At 73.5% G+C, this 15688-nt stretch carries 16 protein-coding genes; 9 read left to right on the forward strand and 7 right to left on the reverse strand.

Annotation, left to right across the window (positions count from 1 at the left end):
- The first annotated feature begins 152 nt into the window (after positions 1–152).
- Complete coding sequence (locus tag OVN18_RS09310; protein ID WP_267736759.1) at positions 153–551, forward strand: fasciclin domain-containing protein; 399 nt, start codon at positions 153–155, stop codon at positions 549–551.
- A gap of 83 nt (positions 552–634) precedes the next feature.
- Here the strand turns inward: OVN18_RS09310 and OVN18_RS09315 are convergent, their stop codons facing one another.
- On the reverse strand, positions 635–1192 hold the full coding sequence (locus OVN18_RS09315; RefSeq protein ID WP_267780457.1) for a YceI family protein: 558 nt from the start codon (positions 1190–1192) through the stop codon (positions 635–637).
- Positions 1193–1329: 137 nt separating this feature from the next.
- Here OVN18_RS09315 and OVN18_RS09320 point away from each other — a divergent pair, with 137 nt between their 5' ends.
- On the forward strand, positions 1330–2892 hold the full coding sequence (locus OVN18_RS09320; protein WP_267780459.1) for a DUF7059 domain-containing protein: 1563 nt from the start codon (positions 1330–1332) through the stop codon (positions 2890–2892).
- Positions 2893–2937: 45 nt separating this feature from the next.
- Here OVN18_RS09320 and OVN18_RS09325 read toward each other — a convergent pair whose 3' ends face one another.
- A complete protein-coding gene (locus tag OVN18_RS09325) occupies positions 2938–3807 on the reverse strand; it encodes a hypothetical protein (RefSeq protein ID WP_267780461.1) in 870 nt (289 codons plus the stop codon).
- 79 nt (positions 3808–3886) lie between these two features.
- Here OVN18_RS09325 and OVN18_RS09330 point away from each other — a divergent pair, with 79 nt between their 5' ends.
- Both OVN18_RS09330 and OVN18_RS09335 read left to right on the forward strand, forming a co-directional pair.
- A complete protein-coding gene (locus OVN18_RS09330; RefSeq protein ID WP_267780462.1) occupies positions 3887–4906 on the forward strand; it encodes an aldo/keto reductase in 1020 nt (339 codons plus the stop codon).
- A gap of 17 nt (positions 4907–4923) precedes the next feature.
- Positions 4924–5757 carry a DUF3097 family protein gene (locus OVN18_RS09335; RefSeq protein WP_267780463.1) on the forward strand — a complete coding sequence of 278 codons (834 nt, stop codon included), beginning with the start codon at positions 4924–4926 and terminating at the stop codon, positions 5755–5757.
- A 142-nt stretch (positions 5758–5899) separates the two neighbouring features.
- Here OVN18_RS09335 and cspE read toward each other — a convergent pair whose 3' ends face one another.
- A complete protein-coding gene (gene cspE / locus OVN18_RS09340) occupies positions 5900–6103 on the reverse strand; it encodes a transcription antiterminator/RNA stability regulator CspE (RefSeq protein ID WP_055860048.1) in 204 nt (67 codons plus the stop codon).
- A gap of 278 nt (positions 6104–6381) precedes the next feature.
- Here cspE and OVN18_RS09345 point away from each other — a divergent pair, with 278 nt between their 5' ends.
- The 5 genes from OVN18_RS09345 to OVN18_RS09365 all read left to right on the forward strand — a co-directional run bounded on the left by OVN18_RS09345 (position 6382) and on the right by OVN18_RS09365 (position 11302).
- Positions 6382–7014: a hypothetical protein gene (locus OVN18_RS09345; protein WP_267780465.1), complete on the forward strand. Its 633-nt coding sequence runs from the start codon at positions 6382–6384 to the stop codon at positions 7012–7014.
- 10 nt (positions 7015–7024) lie between these two features.
- Complete coding sequence (locus OVN18_RS09350) at positions 7025–7522, forward strand: DUF427 domain-containing protein (protein WP_267780466.1); 498 nt, start codon at positions 7025–7027, stop codon at positions 7520–7522.
- Between the two features lie 108 nt (positions 7523–7630).
- On the forward strand, positions 7631–8746 hold the full coding sequence (locus OVN18_RS09355; protein WP_267736770.1) for a VIT1/CCC1 transporter family protein: 1116 nt from the start codon (positions 7631–7633) through the stop codon (positions 8744–8746).
- 258 nt (positions 8747–9004) lie between these two features.
- The gene (locus OVN18_RS09360) at positions 9005–9682 is read left to right on the forward strand and encodes a M23 family metallopeptidase (RefSeq protein ID WP_267780467.1); all 678 of its coding nucleotides are present in this window, start codon (positions 9005–9007) and stop codon (positions 9680–9682) included.
- A gap of 153 nt (positions 9683–9835) precedes the next feature.
- Positions 9836–11302, forward strand: a complete 1467-nt coding sequence (locus OVN18_RS09365) for a hypothetical protein (RefSeq protein WP_267736772.1) — start codon at positions 9836–9838, stop codon at positions 11300–11302.
- Positions 11303–11425: 123 nt separating this feature from the next.
- On the opposite strand, the gene OVN18_RS09370 is transcribed toward OVN18_RS09365, so the two are convergent.
- The 4 genes from OVN18_RS09370 to OVN18_RS09385 form a co-directional block, all read right to left on the reverse strand.
- Positions 11426–12502, reverse strand: coding sequence for an ABC transporter ATP-binding protein (locus tag OVN18_RS09370; protein ID WP_267780468.1), 1077 nt, complete (start codon positions 12500–12502; stop codon positions 11426–11428).
- Entirely contained in the window at positions 12499–13404 is a 906-nt protein-coding gene (locus OVN18_RS09375) for an ABC transporter permease (RefSeq protein ID WP_267780470.1), read from the reverse strand. Before OVN18_RS09375 ends, OVN18_RS09370 begins: the two co-directional genes overlap by 4 nt.
- Before the next feature lie 49 nt (positions 13405–13453).
- Positions 13454–14293, reverse strand: a complete 840-nt coding sequence (locus OVN18_RS09380) for an ABC transporter permease (protein ID WP_267780471.1) — start codon at positions 14291–14293, stop codon at positions 13454–13456.
- Between the two features lie 93 nt (positions 14294–14386).
- Entirely contained in the window at positions 14387–15634 is a 1248-nt protein-coding gene (locus OVN18_RS09385) for an ABC transporter substrate-binding protein (protein WP_267780472.1), read from the reverse strand.
- Between the last annotated feature and the right edge of the window lie 54 nt (positions 15635–15688).

A 15688-nucleotide genomic window follows, 5' to 3' on the forward strand; every position in this document is an offset into this window, starting at 1 on the left:
GGTGCCCGGCGCATGCTCGGCCCGCTGCCGGGCGATGCCCGGGGGCCGTCCAGCGACACGCCCGTACTGCCCCCCTACCGTCAGGGATGCGCGGTCACTCGACCGCGGGGGCGCCCCCGGCGCCCGACCTCTCACGAGAGAAGAGTCCCATCATGGCCACCATCGTCGAAACCGCCGTCTCCGCCGGCTCGTTCACCACCCTCGTCGCCGCCGTCACGGCCGCCGACCTCGTCGACACCCTCAACAGCGACGGCCCCTTCACGGTCTTCGCCCCGACCGACGAGGCCTTCGCCGCCCTCCCCGAGGGCACCGTCGAGGCCCTCCTCGCCGACATCCCCAAGCTGACCGAGATCCTCACCTTCCACGTCGTGGCCGGTGCGGTCCACGCCGGCGACATCACCGACGGCCTCGCCGCGGCGACCGTCAACGGCAAGGAGCTGCACTTCTCGACCGCCGACGGCGTCACCGTCAACGGCGCGAAGGTCGTCACGGCCGACATCGTGTGCGACAACGGCGTGATCCACGTCATCGACGCGGTGCTGCTGCCGTAGTCGTTCCGAGAACGCGGAAGAGGCGGGCCCCCGGTGGGGGCCCGCCTCTTCTCATGCGCGCGCCGGGAGGCGCGCCATCCTGATCAGGCCTCGAGCGCGAACTGAGCGTCGATGGTGATGGTGACCTCGTCGCCGAGCAGGAAGCCGCCGGCCTCGAGCGGGGCGTTCCAGCTCACGCCGAAGTCGTGGCGGTTGATGACCGTGGTGCCGTTGGCGGCGGCCTTGGTGGCGCCCCACGGGTCCTTCGCGATGCCGGCGAACTCGCCCTTCAGGGTGACGGGCTTGGTGACGCCGCGCAGGGTCAGCTCGCCGTCGAGCAGCATCGCGTCGCCCTCGACGCGGATGCCGGTGGAGCGGAAGGTCATCGTCGGGAACTCGTCCGGCGCGAAGAAGTCGTTGCTGCGCAGGTGCTGGTCGCGGTCCTTGTTGTTGGTGTTGATCGACTTGACGTCGATGGTGACCTCGACGGAGGAGTCGAGGGGCTTCTCGGCGGCGTGCACCACGCCCTCGACGGTCTCGAAGGCGCCGCGCACCTTGCTGATGGCGAGGTGGCGCACGGTGAAGCCGACCTCGGTGTGGGTGGGGTCGAGCTTCCAGGTTCCGGCGACGTACCCGGGGATGCTCTCGGCGGTGATGGTCATGAGTGACTCCTTGCGTGTCGGTGCGATGGTCAGGAGGAGCGCCCGCGGACGCGCCGGTCTATACAGTTGCATAGATAATCCGGGTATTCCCGATCCACAGGTTTTTCCCGTCGTGCCGGGTGCGGTTCACTGGGGGTGTGACCATCGCGCCGCTCGACGACTCCGCCCGCGCCCTCGTCGACCGGTTGCGCGACGACCTGGTCGCGGCCGAGTACACGGTCGACGCGCTGCGCGGTCTGTGGGGCGACGAGGCGGATGCCGCTCTCGCGCGCGCCGACCGCGTGCCCGCCCGGCGGGCGCTCACGGCCCTCGACCCGGTGCCGCCCGCTGCGGTCCTCGCCGCCCTCCACCTCCTCGGCGATCCGGTCGACGAGCAGGATCTGGCGCGAGCCCTGCCCGCCCTCGGCGTCGAGGGCGCGGTCGCGCTCGGGCTCGTCGCGGTCGCCGAGGGCCGAGCCGTGCCGCTGCTCGATCTGCGCCCGTACGCCGCGCTCGACGCGGGCGGCACGGCCTCCTGGTGGATCGTCTCCGACCTCGGCGAGCAGCACCGCAGCGGCGCGCTGCCCGCCGACCACGTGCTGGGGGTCGGCGGCGCCTCGCTGACCCTCGCCGGTCTCATCCCGACCTCGCCGGCCGAGCGCGTGCTCGACCTCGGTACCGGCTGCGGCATCCAGTCGCTGCACGCCGTGCGCCATGCGCGCGCCGTCGTCGCCACCGACGTCTCGGAGCGCGCCCTGCGGCTCGCGGCCATCACGCTGCGCCTGGCCGGGGCGGAGGCGGTCGCCGAGCGCGTCGAGCTGCGCCACGGCGACCTCTACGCGCCCGTCGCCGGTGAGCGGTTCGACCGCATCGTGTCGAACCCGCCCTTCGTCATCACCCCGCGCGGGGCCGGGGTCACGCAGTACGAGTACCGCGACGGCGGTCGTATCGGCGACGGCATCGTCGAGGAGGTCGTGCGCGGGGCGGCCGAGCACCTGGTCGAGGGCGGCACCGCGCACCTGCTCGGCAACTGGGAGTACCGCGACGCCCTCGGCGGCGACGGGCTCGCGCGCGTGCGGCGCTGGGTCGAGGAGGCGGGGCTCGACGCCTGGATCGTCGAGCGCGAGCGGCAGAGCCCCGCGCAGTACGCCGAGACGTGGATCCGCGACGGCGGCACGCTCGTCGGCAGCGCCGACTTCGAGCGCCTCGCGGGGGAGTGGCTCGACGACTTCGCCGCCCGCGGGGTCACGGGCGTCGGCTTCGGCTACGTCGTGCTGCGCCGCCCGCGTGCCGGAGCGCCGGCGCCGCTGCGGCGCACCGAGCGGCTGCCCGACCCGCTGGGCGCCGCGCCCACGGGCATCGGCGACCACCTCATGGCGGGAATCGCCGCACACGACGCGACCGCGCACCTCGACGACGCGGCGCTCGCCGAGCTGCGGCTGCACGTGGCGGGCGACGTCACCGAGGAGCGGCACCAGTGGCCGGGCGCCGAGGGGCCCACGGTGATCCGGCTGCGGCAGGGCGGCGGCTTCGGCCGCGTCGTCGAGGCGGATGCCGCTCTCGCCGGCCTCGTCGGCGCCTGCGACGGCGAGCTCTCGATCGGGCGCATCATCGGCGCGCTCGCCGCGCTGCTCGAGGTCGACGAGCTCGCGCTCAGCGCCGAGCTGCTGCCGACCGTGCGCGAGCTGCTGCTGACGGGGATGCTGCTGCTCGAGCCCTGAGCGGATCGGGGCTCACGCGGAGGTGGCCCGCGAGGTCGCGGCGCCTCAGACCGTCGCCGCGTCGCCGCGCGGCCGCGGCCGGTCCCGCCGCCAGCGCGGCACCGCGATGAGGATCGCCGCGGCGCTCAGCGCGATGCCGAGCTGGCCGAAGGCCCAGCCCGCCGCGGTCGTCGTCGCGCCGCCGAGCGCGAGCACGTCGCCGAGCTCCTGCGCGACGACGAAGGCGGGAGCCCCCGAGGCGACGACGATCACGCTGCCGAGCATGGCGGCGAGCACCGTCAGCCGTCGGGCGGGCAGCAGCCGATCGAGCGCGGGGCCGGTGCGCAGCCCGGCGACGGCGACGAGCAGGGCGAGCACGACGGCGAGAACCGCCCACAGCACGACGCCGACGATGAATCCCGAGCTGCCGACGCCGCCCCAGCGCGCGTAGATCTCGCTGAGCGGGATGCCCGGCGCGAGCTGCTGAGGAATGCCGGCGAGCAGCACGCCGAGGCCGAGCGCCGCGAGTGCGATGAGGCCCGCGGCGAGCATCCCGCCCACGATGCGCCGGTCGGCCGGAGCGCGCACGGGCCCCTCGTCGCCGCTGCCGCCGATCTCGTGCCCCTGCGCGTCGAGGATGCGGATGCGCGGCGCGGCGCCCGCGAGCACGCCGGCCTCCGCTCCCGAGGCGACCCGTTCGAGCCGGCGCACGCCGGCCCCGATGGCGAGCACGTTGAGCACGCCGCCGGCGATGAGCAGCAGGAGGCCGAGGAAGGGCGCCGCGGCACCCCATCCGACCATCACCGCGGCGATCGGCTCGGGCGTGCCCGGTGCGATCGCGGCCGACCAGGAGGGCGAGCTGAACCACGCGACGAAGAGCAGCGGAGCCAGCAGCAGGCAGGCGAGTCCTGCGCGGAGGAGGGCGAGCGCGCGCATGGGAGTCTCCTTCGTGCCGATTCGGATCGGGGACCGGCATGCGACACGATAGCGAGACCGTCTGAACCGAGGAGAGTCCATGAAGAAGCGTTTGCTCGGCCGTACCGGCACCGTCGTCAGCGAGGTCGCCCTCGGCACCATGACCTTCGGCATGGAGGCCGACGAGGCCGAGAGCCACGCGATGCTCGACGCCTTCGCCGCCGCGGGCGGCACGCTCATCGACACCGCCGACGTCTACAGCCGCGGCGTGAGCGAGAGCATCATCGGCCGCTGGCTCGCCGCGAACCCCGATCAGGCCGAGGTCATGGTCATCGCCTCGAAGTCCCGGTTCCCGATGGGGGAGGACGCCAACGACCTCGGCAGCTCGCGCCGTCACCTGCGTCGCGCCATCGAGGCCTCGCGGCAGCGGCTAGGGGTGGACTGCCTCGACCTGTTCCAGTTGCACGCCTGGGATCCGCTGACGCCACTGGAGGAGACCCTCTCGGCGATCGACGACGAGATCCGCGCCGGCCGCATCGGCTACTGGGGCGTGTCGAACTTCACCGGCTGGCAGCTCACCAAGGCCGTGCACCTCGCCGCCGCGCGCGGCATGGACGCCCCCGTCACCATCCAGCCGCAGTACTCGCTGCTCTCGCGCGAGATCGAGTTCGAGATCGTTCCCGCGGCGCTCGACGCCGGCGTGGGCCTGCTGCCCTGGGGCCCGCTCGCGGGCGGCTGGCTGACGGCCAAGTACCGCCGCGACGCCGCCCCGACGGGCGCGACGCGCCTCGGCGAGAACCCCGATCGCGGCATGGAGGCCTACGCGCGCCGTTCGGCCGATGAGCGCACCTGGGCGGTGCTGGATGCCCTGCAGGCGATCGCCGACGAGCACGCCGCACCGCCCGCCTCGATCGCGCTCGCGTGGCTGCAGGGCCGCCCGGGCATGACCTCGGTGATCCTCGGCGCCCGCACCGTCGCGCAGCTCGAGCAGAACCTCGCCGCCGGGGCGGTCGAGCTGACCGCCGAGCAGACGGCACGTCTCGACGCGGCGAGCGCGCCGGCCGCCCCCGACTACCCCTACGGCGAACTCGGCGTGGAGCAGCGGGCCCGCCGCTTCTAGTCGAGTACGGTCGCGGGGTGGATCGTTACGGCTCGGACGTGCTCGGCGGCGACTGGCGGGCGGCGGGTCGCCGGGCGGTGCCGCAGGTGCCGGCCGAGCGAGGGCTCGTGGTCGAGCTGCCCGACTCGGGCTTCGTCGGCGCCGTCGTCGGCGTCGAGGCCGGCAACGTGCACCTCGAGGATCGCGCCGGCCGGGTGCGGGGCTTCCCCCTCGGGGCAGGGTTCCTCGTCGAGGGCGAGCCCGTCGTGCTCGTGCCTGCGGTCGCCGCCGCGGCGCCCGCGGCCCGCCAGCGCACCGCGAGCGGCTCCTTCGCCGTCGCCGACGCCCGCGCGCGCGTCGCCCGTGGCAGCCGCATCTGGGTCGAGGGCCGGCACGACGCCGAGCTCGTCGAGCAGGTCTGGGGCGACGACCTGCGGGTCGAGGGCGTCGTCGTCGAGTACCTCGAGGGCGTCGACCACCTCGCCGAGCGGCTGCGCGAGTTCGCGCCGGGCGTCGGGCGCCGGGTCGGCGTGCTCGTCGACCACTGGGTCGCCGGATCGAAGGAGGAGCGGCTCGCGCGCGAGGCGCTGCGCGGCGTGGATGCCCGCCACGTGCTCGTCGTCGGGCATCCGTTCATCGACGTCTGGCAGGCCGTGAAGCCGTCATCCGTCGGCATCGAGGCCTGGCCCGTCGTGCCCAAGGGCGAGGAGTGGAAGACCGGCGTGCTGCGCCGCCTCGGCTGGCCCCACGCCACCCAGGCCGACACCGCGGCGGGATGGCGGCGCATCCGTTCCCGCGTGCGGCACTTCGGCGATCTCGAGCCCGAGCTGCTCGGCCGGGTCGAGGAGCTCATCGACTTCGTCACCGCGTAGCCCGTGCGGCGCGCGGCGCGCGCGGAGCATCCCGACGGATCGAACCGGCCCGGACATGACGAAGGCCGCCCCGGCGAACCGGGACGGCCTTCGATGCTCAGGTCGCGTGATCGCTCACGCGGGCCTGCTCAGTTCTGACGAACTAGAGCGGGCGGATGTTCTCGGCCTGGAGGCCCTTGGGGCCCTGGGCGACGTCGAACTCGACCTTCTGGTTCTCATCGAGCGAACGGTAGCCGTTCGACTGGATGGCGGAGAAGTGCGCGAACACGTCGGCGCTTCCGTCATCGGGGGTGATGAAGCCGAAGCCCTTTTCGGCGTTGAACCACTTCACGGTACCTGTAGTCATGGCTGACTCCTTTAATCCTGTTTCACGGAGTTTCGACTGTCGAAACCACCAGTCGAACCAACTCGTGAACCGTATCCATAGGGGAGTAGCGACCTGCTTGGTGTTTCAGGGCGTTCGGTGCAGCGAGGCGTATCAACTTCAGTACCGACAGTAGTGCACATCGCCCCCGTCGGCACTATCCGCGTCAAGTTGTTACCTCGCAGACACACAGGAGGCTGCGAGCGCGTCGCCCTAGCGTCGATGCCGCCCCTGCTCGATCCGACCGTGAATGAGGACTCATGAGCTTTCTCGACCGCATCTTCGGCGCTCGCACGCCCGAGCCGGAGCCCGTGCCGCGCGCGGCCCCGCGCAGCGACGACGAGCGCGCCGTCGAGCGCTACCGCTACCTGCTCGAGACCGCCCCGCCGGCGACCATCGAGCAGGTGCACGCCGAGGCGTTCGCCAAGCTGACCCCCGAGCAGCGGCAGCTGGTCTTCCAGCAGCTGACCGCGACCGCTCCCGCGGGGGAGGCGCCCGCCGACGACCGCGCGCCGACGCTCGCCCAGGCCGCGACCCGAGCCGAGCTGCGGCAGCCCGGCACCATGGAGCGCGCGTTCCAGGGCGGTGGGCAGCAGGGCGGCCCCGCCGGCCGCGGCGCCCCCGGCTTCGGCAGCATGCTCGGCGCCTCCCTGCTCGGCACGGTGGCGGGCTACGTGGTCGGTTCCGCTCTGGTGAGCGCGTTCCTGCCGCCGATGGACGGCATGACCGATGCCGGCGGCGCGGATGCCGGCGACGCGGGCGCCGACGGCGGCGCCGACGCGGGTGCCGACGCCGGCGGCGACGTCGGGGGCGCGGACGCGGGCGGCTTCGACGGCGGGGGCTTCGACGGCGGCGGCTTCGACGCCGGCGGTTTCGGCGACTTCGGGTTCTGAGGGGGAGATCATGGCTCGACCGAAGCGCATCGCCCCCGGCCCGGGGCAGGAGTCGGTATGGGACTACCCGCGGCCGCCGCGGGTCGAACCCGTGCACGCCCGTGTGACCATCGAGCTCGGCGGCCGCGTGATCGCCGACACCACGCGAGCCGTGCGCGTGCTCGAGACCAGTCACCCGCCGGCCTACTACCTGCCGCAGGAGGACTTCGTGGAGGGAGCGCTGCAGCCGGTCGACGGCAGCACCTTCTGCGAGTTCAAGGGGCGCGCGGCCTACTTCGACGTCGTGCAGGGCGCGACGACCGCTCGGCAGGCGGCGTGGACGTACCCCGAGCCGAGCCGCGGATTCGCCGAGCTCGCCGGGCTCGTCTCGGTCTACCCCGGCCGGATGGACCGCTGCACCGTCGACGGCGAGGAGGTGCAGGCGCAGGAGGGCGACTTCTACGGCGGCTGGATCACGCGCGCCATCGTCGGCCCGTTCAAGGGTGCCGCGGGCACCTGGGGCTGGTAGCCCGAGCGCGGAGCGGGCTGCGGCAGCCGAGCGCTGCGGGCCGGGCGGAGCGCGGCCGTTTCGGGCGGCCGAACAGCGACCGGGCATCTCCGCTGACATCCTGATGCCGTGAGCACCCCTGAGCCGTCGCCCCTCGCCGGCGCCCCTGCGGGCGCCGCTCCCTCGGCGGCCGATCTGCGCCGGTGGCGCCGCTACCTCGCCGACGAGCGCGCCGAGGCCGCGGTGTACCGCGATGTCGCGCGCCGCCGCACGGGGGAGGAGCGGGCGATCCTGCTCGCCCTGGCCGAGGCCGAGGGCCGGCACGAGGCGCACTGGGTGCGGCTGCTCGGCGCCGAGGCCGATCGGGTGCCGGCCGTCTCGCTGCGCACCCGCGTGCTCGGCTTCTTCGCCCGGCGCTTCGGCTCGGTCTTCGTGCTCGCCCTCGCGCAGCGCGCCGAGGGTCGCTCGCCCTACGAGGCCGACGCTCACGCGACGGCGGCGATGGCGGCCGACGAGCGCATCCACCAGGAGGTCGTGCGCGGTCTCGCCGCGCGGGGCCGGGCGCGGCTCTCCGGCAGCTTCCGGGCGGCGGTGTTCGGCGCCAACGACGGGCTCGTCTCGAACCTCGCCCTCGTGCTCGGCATCGGGGCGACCGGCGTCTCCGCCACGACGGTGCTCTTCACCGGGCTCGCGGGGCTGCTCGCCGGGGCGCTGTCGATGGGTGCGGGGGAGTACGTCTCGGTGCGCTCCCAGCGCGAGCTGCTCGCCGCCTCGGTCCCCGATCCGCAGGCGCACACCGCCGTGCCGCACCTCGACGTCGACGAGAACGAGCTCGCCCTCGTCTACCGCGCGCGCGGCATGAGCGAGCAGGAGGCCGCCGCGCACGCTCACGAGGTGCTCACAGGCTACGACCCCGCGACCGCCGCGGCGCAGGCGAGCGCCGAACCGGTCGACGAGCACGAGGAGATCGGCTCGGCGTGGGGCGCCGCCGCCTCGAGCTTCGCCTTCTTCGCCTCGGGCGCGATCATCCCGGTGCTGCCGTACCTGTTGGGGCTCGTCGGCGGGGCGGCCGTGCTCGTCGCCGCCGTCCTCGTCGGGGTGGCGCTGCTCATCACCGGCGCCGTCGTCGGCGTGCTGTCGGGAGCCTCGCCCCTGCGGCGGGCGCTGCGTCAGCTGGTCATCGGCTTCGGGGCGGCCGGGGCGACCTACGCGCTCGGGCTCGCGTTCGGCACGACGCTCGCGTAGGAGTCCACCGGCCCGGCGGCGCAAGGGCGACGCGCACACCGCCCAGGACTCTGCCAGGTTCGGTGGGGCACCCTGGAAGAGCGGCTACGGAGCCGTGGGAGCGAGCATCCCCGCTGTGAATGGTCCGGCGGGCGCGGTGCGATGACCTCCGGTCGCCCGGCACCTACCCCTCGGTCGGGCGCGATCGCGCAACGGTGTGCACTGCCCTGACGAGACGGCGCCCGATGCGCCCGCCCGAACCCGGAAACGCCCTCCTCCATGCTCCCTGATCCCCTTCGCGCCGCGCTGCCCGTGCGCGCGCTCGATCCCCGACGATCCCATCAGCGCCTGCTCGCGGCCTCGGCCGTGCTGCTCGCCGGCTCCCTCGCCGCCGGCACCGGCATCAGCGCGTGGGCCGCCACGACCGACGGCGAGGTGCGCGACGGCCCCGCGCCCCAGAGCATGACCGTGGCGCAGGATGCCCTCCCGCAGTCGATCGTGCGCGACGAGCTCACCGTCACCTGGTCGCCGCCCGTCGTCTACCCGGTCGGCACCTCGGCGCCCATGGGCAGCGGGTTCGGATACCGCGCGGCACCCTGCGCCGGCTGCAGCTCGAACCACCAGGGCGTCGACTGGAACCCGGGCTCCGGCACGCCGATCACGGCCATGGCCGACGGCGTCGTCGTCGGCGTCGGCGACCCCGAGGGCGCCTACGGCGTGTGGATCGAGATCGAGCACGTCGTGAACGGCCAGCGCCTCACGACCCTCTCCGCGCACATGCAGTACGGCTCGCTGCGGCACGGCGTCGGCGACGTCGTCGAGGTCGGCGAGGTCGTCGGAGCCGTGGGCAGCACGGGGGCGAGCACCGGCGCGCACCTGCACTTCGAGGTGCGGATCGACGGGGTCGCGGTGGATCCGGCGGTCTGGCTGCGGGCGAACTACCGCGAGACCCCGTGACGGCGGTGCGCTGAGGCGAGCAGGGCGGCGCGACGCGCGGAGGGCACCAAGCGGAGCATCCCCCCGCTCCGAATCCCGAATGCTTAGACTGACGCTGCATCTGGCACCCCCGCGGTGACCGCAGCGCTGCCGCAACCCCGAGGAGCCCCACCTATGTCGATCGCCGCATTCGCCCGTCGGATCGAGCTCGAGACCCGCCCCATCCACCCCGACACGCGCGTCGCGCTCGACAAGCGCTGGGCAGAGCTGCCCGAGCACGCGAAGACCCCCGAGCAGCTGCTCGGCAAGTGCGCGGTCGGCTGCGAGGGCACCCACGGGGTGTTCCCGAAGTGCAATCTCACCTGCTCGCCCTGCTACCACTCGGCCGACGCCAACAAGGTGCGCATCGACGGCAACCACACCGTCACCGAGGTCACCAAGCAGATGGCGCTCCTGCGCCAGATCCGCGGCCCGCGCGCCCACGCCCAGCTCATCGGCGGCGAGGTCAGCTTGCTCGACCCGAAGGACCACCGCGACACCCTCAAGGCCATGCGGGCCGTCGGCCGCGAGCCGATGTCGATGACGCACGGCGACTTCGACTACGACTACCTGCTCGCGACCGTCCTCGACGAGGACGGCAAGCCCGCCTTCAAGAAGGTCTCGTTCGCCGCCCACTTCGACTCGCTCATGCGCGGGCGCCGCGGTGCGGTGCGCCCGAAGAGCGAGGCCGAGCTCAACCCCTTCCGCGAGCAGTTCACGAAGATGTTCGCCGACCTCAAGAAGGAGCACGGGGTCGACTCGTACCTCGCGCACAACATGACGGTGACCCCCACGAACCTCGACGAGGTGGAGGAGGTCACCCGCGACGTGCTGGCGATGGACTACGACATGATGTCGTTCCAGCCCGCGGCCTTCATCGGCGACGACCGCCGCTGGAAGGAGAACTTCGAAGAGGTGACGATCGACGCCGTCTGGGAGCGGATCGAGGCCGGAGCCGGGCAGAAGCTGCCGCACAAGGCCGTGCAGTTCGGCGACCCGCGCTGCAACCGCCACACGGTCGGCGTCATGGTCGACGGCCGCTTCGCGACCGTCCTCGACGGCGACGAGCCCAAGGACATCGCCGCGCGCGACCGCTTCCTCAGCCACTTCGGCGGCATGATCTTCGGCGACATCCCGACGTGGGCGCTCACGGTCAAGGTCATCCGCGCCGTCGCCAGCCACCCCGGCGACATCCCGCCGCTCATCGGCCTCATGAGCCGCATCCTCAAGCGCGCCGGCGGCACCCGTGCGGTCATCCGCGCGGCGCGCAAGGGCAAGGTCAGCTTCAAGACCTTCGTCGTGCACAACTTCATGGACGCCGAGCAGGTCAAGCCCGCGTGGGAGATGATGCAGAAGGGCATCGTCGCCGACGACCCCAAGCTCAAGGAGACGCAGGAGCGGCTCGGCGCGTGCATGTACGCCATGAGCCACCCCGAGACCGGCGAGCTCGTGCCCGCCTGCGCCCAGCACTCCGTGCTCGACCCGATCGAGAACATCGGCCTGCGCAAGCTGCTGCCGCTCGAGCCCAAGGGCGAGCGCCGCACGGGCATCTCGAACGGCAAGGCCGACGAGCTCGTCGCCGAGGGCGGATCGCGCTGGTAGTACCTCGCTGAACGGCCCCCGGCATCGTGCCGGGGGCCGTTCTCGTGCGGGTCGGGCGCGCGACGGGGCTGGCGGTCGGGCTCTCGGTCGGGCGCGCGGTCGGGCTCTCGGTCGGGCTCCGCGTCAGGCGAGCGGCACGACGGCGCAGGCCGAGCGCGGGATGAGCGCCGTCACGCGCTGACCCGCGGTGATCGCGCGGCTCGCGGCGACCTCCGCCTCGAGGGCGGTGGTGGAGGGGCTCTCGCCGACGACGAGCTCGAGCACCGCCCGGGCGCCGCGCGCGCGGCGCTCGGCGACCACCGCGTCGAGGGTGATGGTGGCGTCGTCGCAGGGCGGGGCATCCCCGCTGATGATCTGCACGGCTTCGTGGCGCAGCACGAGCACACCGGCGCCGTCCGGCCACTGCTCGCCCTCGGGGGCCGGCACGCGCCCGAGCGTCGAGGTGTGCACGCCCTCGGCGACGGTTCCGGGGATCTCGACGCGGCCGCCCATGAGACGGGCGACGGCGAGCGAGCGCGGGCGCGTGTACAGGCGCTCGACGGCGTCGTGCTGCAGCAGATGCCCGCCCTGCAGCAGGGCGACCTTGTCGGCGACGGTCGCCGCCTCGTCGCGGTCGTGGGTGACCATGACGACGGTGGGGTTCAGCTGCGCGCGGATGCGGGCGAGCAGGTCGTGCATGTCGAGCCGCAGCTCGGGGTCGAGGGCGCTGAAGGGCTCATCGAGGAGCAGCACGCGGGGCCGCGCCGCGAGGGCCCGGGCGAGGGCGACGCGCTGCTCCTGACCGCCGGAGAGCGCGGTGACCGGTCGGGCTCCGAAGCCCTCGAGCTGCACGAGCGCGAGGAACTGCTCGGCATCGGCGCGGGCCTCACGGCGCGGCTGCCCGGCGACCGTGGCCGCGAAGGCGACATTGTCGAGCACGCTGAGGTGCGGGAACAGCAGGGGCCGCTGGAAGACCATGGCCATGCCGCGGCGCTCGGGTGCGACCCCCGCGACATCGGCGCCGTCGACGAGGATGCGCCCGGAGTCGGGCACGTCGAGACCGGCGATCGAGCGCAGCACGGTCGACTTGCCCGAGCCCGAGGGGCCGAGCACGGCGAGGCACTCCCCGGGGGCGACGTCGAACGAGATCGCGTCGACGGCGGGCGTGGAGGCGCCCTCGAAGGTCTTGGTCAGCGCGTCGATGCGCAGGGAGGCGCTCACAGGAAGCCTTTCGCGGAGCGGCTGCGGGGGGATCCGCTGCCGGGCAGGTTCGAGACGGGGTAGCGGCGGCCGAAGCGCCCGAGCACGAGCAGCAGCAGCAACGGGGGCAGGATGGCGCTGACCGAGAGCACGGCGACGACCGCGCTGTTGCCGACGCCCGCCGCGGAGCCCGCGACGAGCAGCGGCAGCGTGATGATCGTGCCGCCGCCGACGAGCACGGTGATGACGTAGTCGCTCCAGCCGACGAGGAACGCGAGGAACGCCGCGCGCGCGAGACCCGGCGCGACGAGCGGCAGGTGCACCCGCCACAGCACGTGCCGGCGCGTGGCGCCGAGGGTGCGCGCCTCCTCCTCGTAGGCCATGTCGTGCGCGGCGTAGGCGACGCGCATCGTGTACACGGTGTACGGGATGGCGGCGGCGACGAGCAGGATGACGACGGCCACGAGCCCGGGCACGCGGGCCCGCAGCAGCACGACGGTGAGGCCCATGACGGCGACGAAGGCGGGCAGGGCGAGGGGGGCGAGCAGGATGCCGCTCACGAGCCGCGGCGCCGGCACCGAGCCCTTCGTGAGCGCGCGCGCCGCCATGGCTCCGAGCGGCGTGGCGATGGCCGCGACCACGAGGCCGAGCACCAGGGATCGGCCGAAGGCCGGCACCGCCCCCTGCGCCACGGCCGACGCCGCCCCCGAGAATCCCCACTCCGTGGGCAGCGGGGCGGGGAACGACCACCGATCGGCGACCATCCACAGCAGCAGGGGCACGATGGGCAGCGCGAACCAGACGGCGAGCAGCGCGGCGACGATCACGCGCACGGTGCGGTCGACCGGCCGCGGCCGCATGAGCCCGCGGGCGCCGGTCGTGCGGTCGTCGGGGGTGACCCGCTGCCCGTAGGGCACCATCATCGCCATCAGCGTCCGCCCGCAGGTCTCGGTCGATCCGTCGTCATGCCGGTCACTTCCACAGCGGCGTGCGCCGCAGCAGGGCCATGCCGACGCCGACGGCGACGAGGCTGATGAGCGTGGTGATGACGGCGACGGCGGCGGCCTCGGGCCGCGAGGTGAGGGTGATCGAGTCGAAGAGCCGGAAGGCGAGCACCGGCAGCGGCTCGGGGTAGGGGCGGCCGAGCAGCCAGGCCACCTCGTACGAGCCGAGGGTGTAGACGAAGACGATCATGGCGCAGACGATCACCGCGGGCCGGGCGAGCGGGATGACGACGTGCCGCAGGCGGCGGGCGCGCGAGGCGCCGAGCAGGGCGGCGGTCTCGTCGTAGCGGGCGACGCGGCTCGCGAGCACCCCGGCGACGACGAGGGCGACGAAGGCCGACTCCTTCCAGGTGTACTCGAAGACGACGGCGGCCCACCAGGCGCCGCCGACGATGTCGGGCCAGTCGCCGGAGGAGATGCCGAGGATGCGGGGCAGGATGCCGGCGTCGGAGAGCAGGAGACCCACCGAGGCGGCGCCGACGAGGTGGGGGATGGGGATGGTGATCGCCGAGAGTCCCGCCACGAGGCGGCCGGTGATCCGGCCCTGGGTGATGACGACGGCGGCCGCGAGCCCGATGACGCAGGAGAGCGCGGTCGAGGCCGTCGCGATGGCGAGGGAGAGGCCGACGCCGGTGAGGAGCTCGTCGGCGTTGGCGCCGTAGGCGTCGAGCGAGAGGCGGGCATCCCCCACGAGCGGAGCGAGACCGATGCTCTGCACCACCGACATGAGGATGCCGCCGATGACGACGAAACCGGCGACGAGGAGGGCGGGGGTGACGAGCGCGGCGGAGAGCCAGCGCCTGCGCACGCGGTCGCGGTCGGCCGGCGCCCACGACGAACGCCGGGAACCCGCGGTGCGGGCCCCCGGCGTCGTGGTCGTCGTCGAGGTCAGTGCTCTGCCTTACCGGGCGAGCACCTGCTGGCGCCAGCCCTCGTCGATCGGCGAGACCCAGCCCGAGGCGAGCTCGGGGTTGGCGTTCTCGCTGAGCACGTCGTAGGCGGGCACGACCGGCGACTCGGGGATCGCGTCGAACTGCGCGCGCTCCTCCTCGCTCAGCTGGTCGAGGTCGAGCACGGTGAACTGGCCCCAGGTGTCGGGCAGGGCCTTGGCGACCTGCTGCTCGACGGAGAGAGCGATGTTCGCCACGACCATGGCGCCGGCCTTGCTGCCCGAGGTCGAGGCGAGGCCGAGGAAGCTGGCGTTGCCGACGGTGCCCTCATCGAGCGTGAGCACCTTGGTGCCGGCGGGGTACGTGCCGTTCGCCACGAGCTCGGTGAGCGTCGCGGGGCCGTAGGTCATCGTGAAGTCGACCTCGCCGTTGGCGAAGAGCTCGTTGAGCTCGTTCGAGTCCTGCGGGTAGGTCGCGCCCTCGCGCCACAGCGACGGGGCGAGATCCTGCAGCTCCTCGTAGAGTGCGGGGGTGACCTCGTCGAAGTCGGCCTGGTCGAAGGCGAGCGGCACGTTCTCGTAGCCGCCGTTGACGCTGTAGAGCACCTCGCGCACGAAGACCGAGCCGGTGAAGTCCGGCGGGGCCGGGTAGGTGAAGCGGCCCGGGTTGGCGCGCGCCCAGTCGAGCAGCTCCTCCATCGAGCTCGGCACGTCGGTGACCGTGTCGCTGTTGTAGACGAAGGTGAACTGCGCCTTGTGCCACGGGGCCTCGCAGCCGTCGACCGGCGTGCCGAAGTCGTCCTGCAGCAGCGGGTCGTCGGGGTCGGTCAGCGCCATGTTCGGCAGCATGTCGGTCCAGCCGCACTCCCAGGCGCCCGCCTCCTTGCCGGTGCCGAAGTTGTTGCCGTTGACCCACACGAGGTCGACCTCGCCGTCGGTCTCACCGGCCTGCACCTCGCTGAGGATGCGGTTGAGGGCGTCGGGGGTGTCGGCGATCGGCACGCGCTCGAGCGTGACGCCGGCCTCGGCGGCGGCCGGGATGAGCTCGGAGTCGATGTAGGCGTTGCCCTGCTCGTCTCCGCCGTACATCCAGAGGCGCACGGTCTGGCCGTCGGCGGCCTCGAGCACCTCCTCCCAGCTGCCGTACTCCTGGTCGTCGGCGGCGTCGCCGGCGGGGGCCGAGCAGGCGGCCAGCGAGGCCGCCAGTCCGAGCGCGAGGGCGCCGGCGGTGACCGCGCGGCGGGGGTTCGTTGTGATCACGTTGCTCCTGAGGAGAAGGGGCCGGGCGCCGTGTGCGCCCGGGTGATGAATGCT

Source organism: Microcella daejeonensis (assembly GCF_026625045.1).
Lineage (GTDB): Bacteria > Actinomycetota > Actinomycetes > Actinomycetales > Microbacteriaceae > Microcella > Microcella daejeonensis.

What these genes read in the sequence shown, in the direction of transcription:
- OVN18_RS09310 (WP_267736759.1), top strand. Translation starts at nt 153, where the DNA reads ATGGCCACCATCGTCGAAACCGCCGTCTCCGCCGGCTCGTTCACCACC.
- OVN18_RS09315 (WP_267780457.1), bottom strand. Translation starts at nt 1,192, where the DNA reads ATGACCATCACCGCCGAGAGCATCCCCGGGTACGTCGCCGGAACCTGG.
- OVN18_RS09325 (WP_267780461.1), bottom strand. Translation starts at nt 3,807, where the DNA reads ATGCGCGCGCTCGCCCTCCTCCGCGCAGGACTCGCCTGCCTGCTGCTG.
- OVN18_RS09330 (WP_267780462.1), top strand. Translation starts at nt 3,887, where the DNA reads ATGAAGAAGCGTTTGCTCGGCCGTACCGGCACCGTCGTCAGCGAGGTC.
- cspE (WP_055860048.1), bottom strand. Translation starts at nt 6,103, where the DNA reads ATGACTACAGGTACCGTGAAGTGGTTCAACGCCGAAAAGGGCTTCGGC.
- OVN18_RS09345 (WP_267780465.1), top strand. Translation starts at nt 6,382, where the DNA reads ATGAGCTTTCTCGACCGCATCTTCGGCGCTCGCACGCCCGAGCCGGAG.
- OVN18_RS09350 (WP_267780466.1), top strand. Translation starts at nt 7,025, where the DNA reads ATGGCTCGACCGAAGCGCATCGCCCCCGGCCCGGGGCAGGAGTCGGTA.
- OVN18_RS09360 (WP_267780467.1), top strand. Translation starts at nt 9,005, where the DNA reads ATGCTCCCTGATCCCCTTCGCGCCGCGCTGCCCGTGCGCGCGCTCGAT.
- OVN18_RS09365 (WP_267736772.1), top strand. Translation starts at nt 9,836, where the DNA reads ATGTCGATCGCCGCATTCGCCCGTCGGATCGAGCTCGAGACCCGCCCC.
- OVN18_RS09375 (WP_267780470.1), bottom strand. Translation starts at nt 13,404, where the DNA reads ATGATGGTGCCCTACGGGCAGCGGGTCACCCCCGACGACCGCACGACC.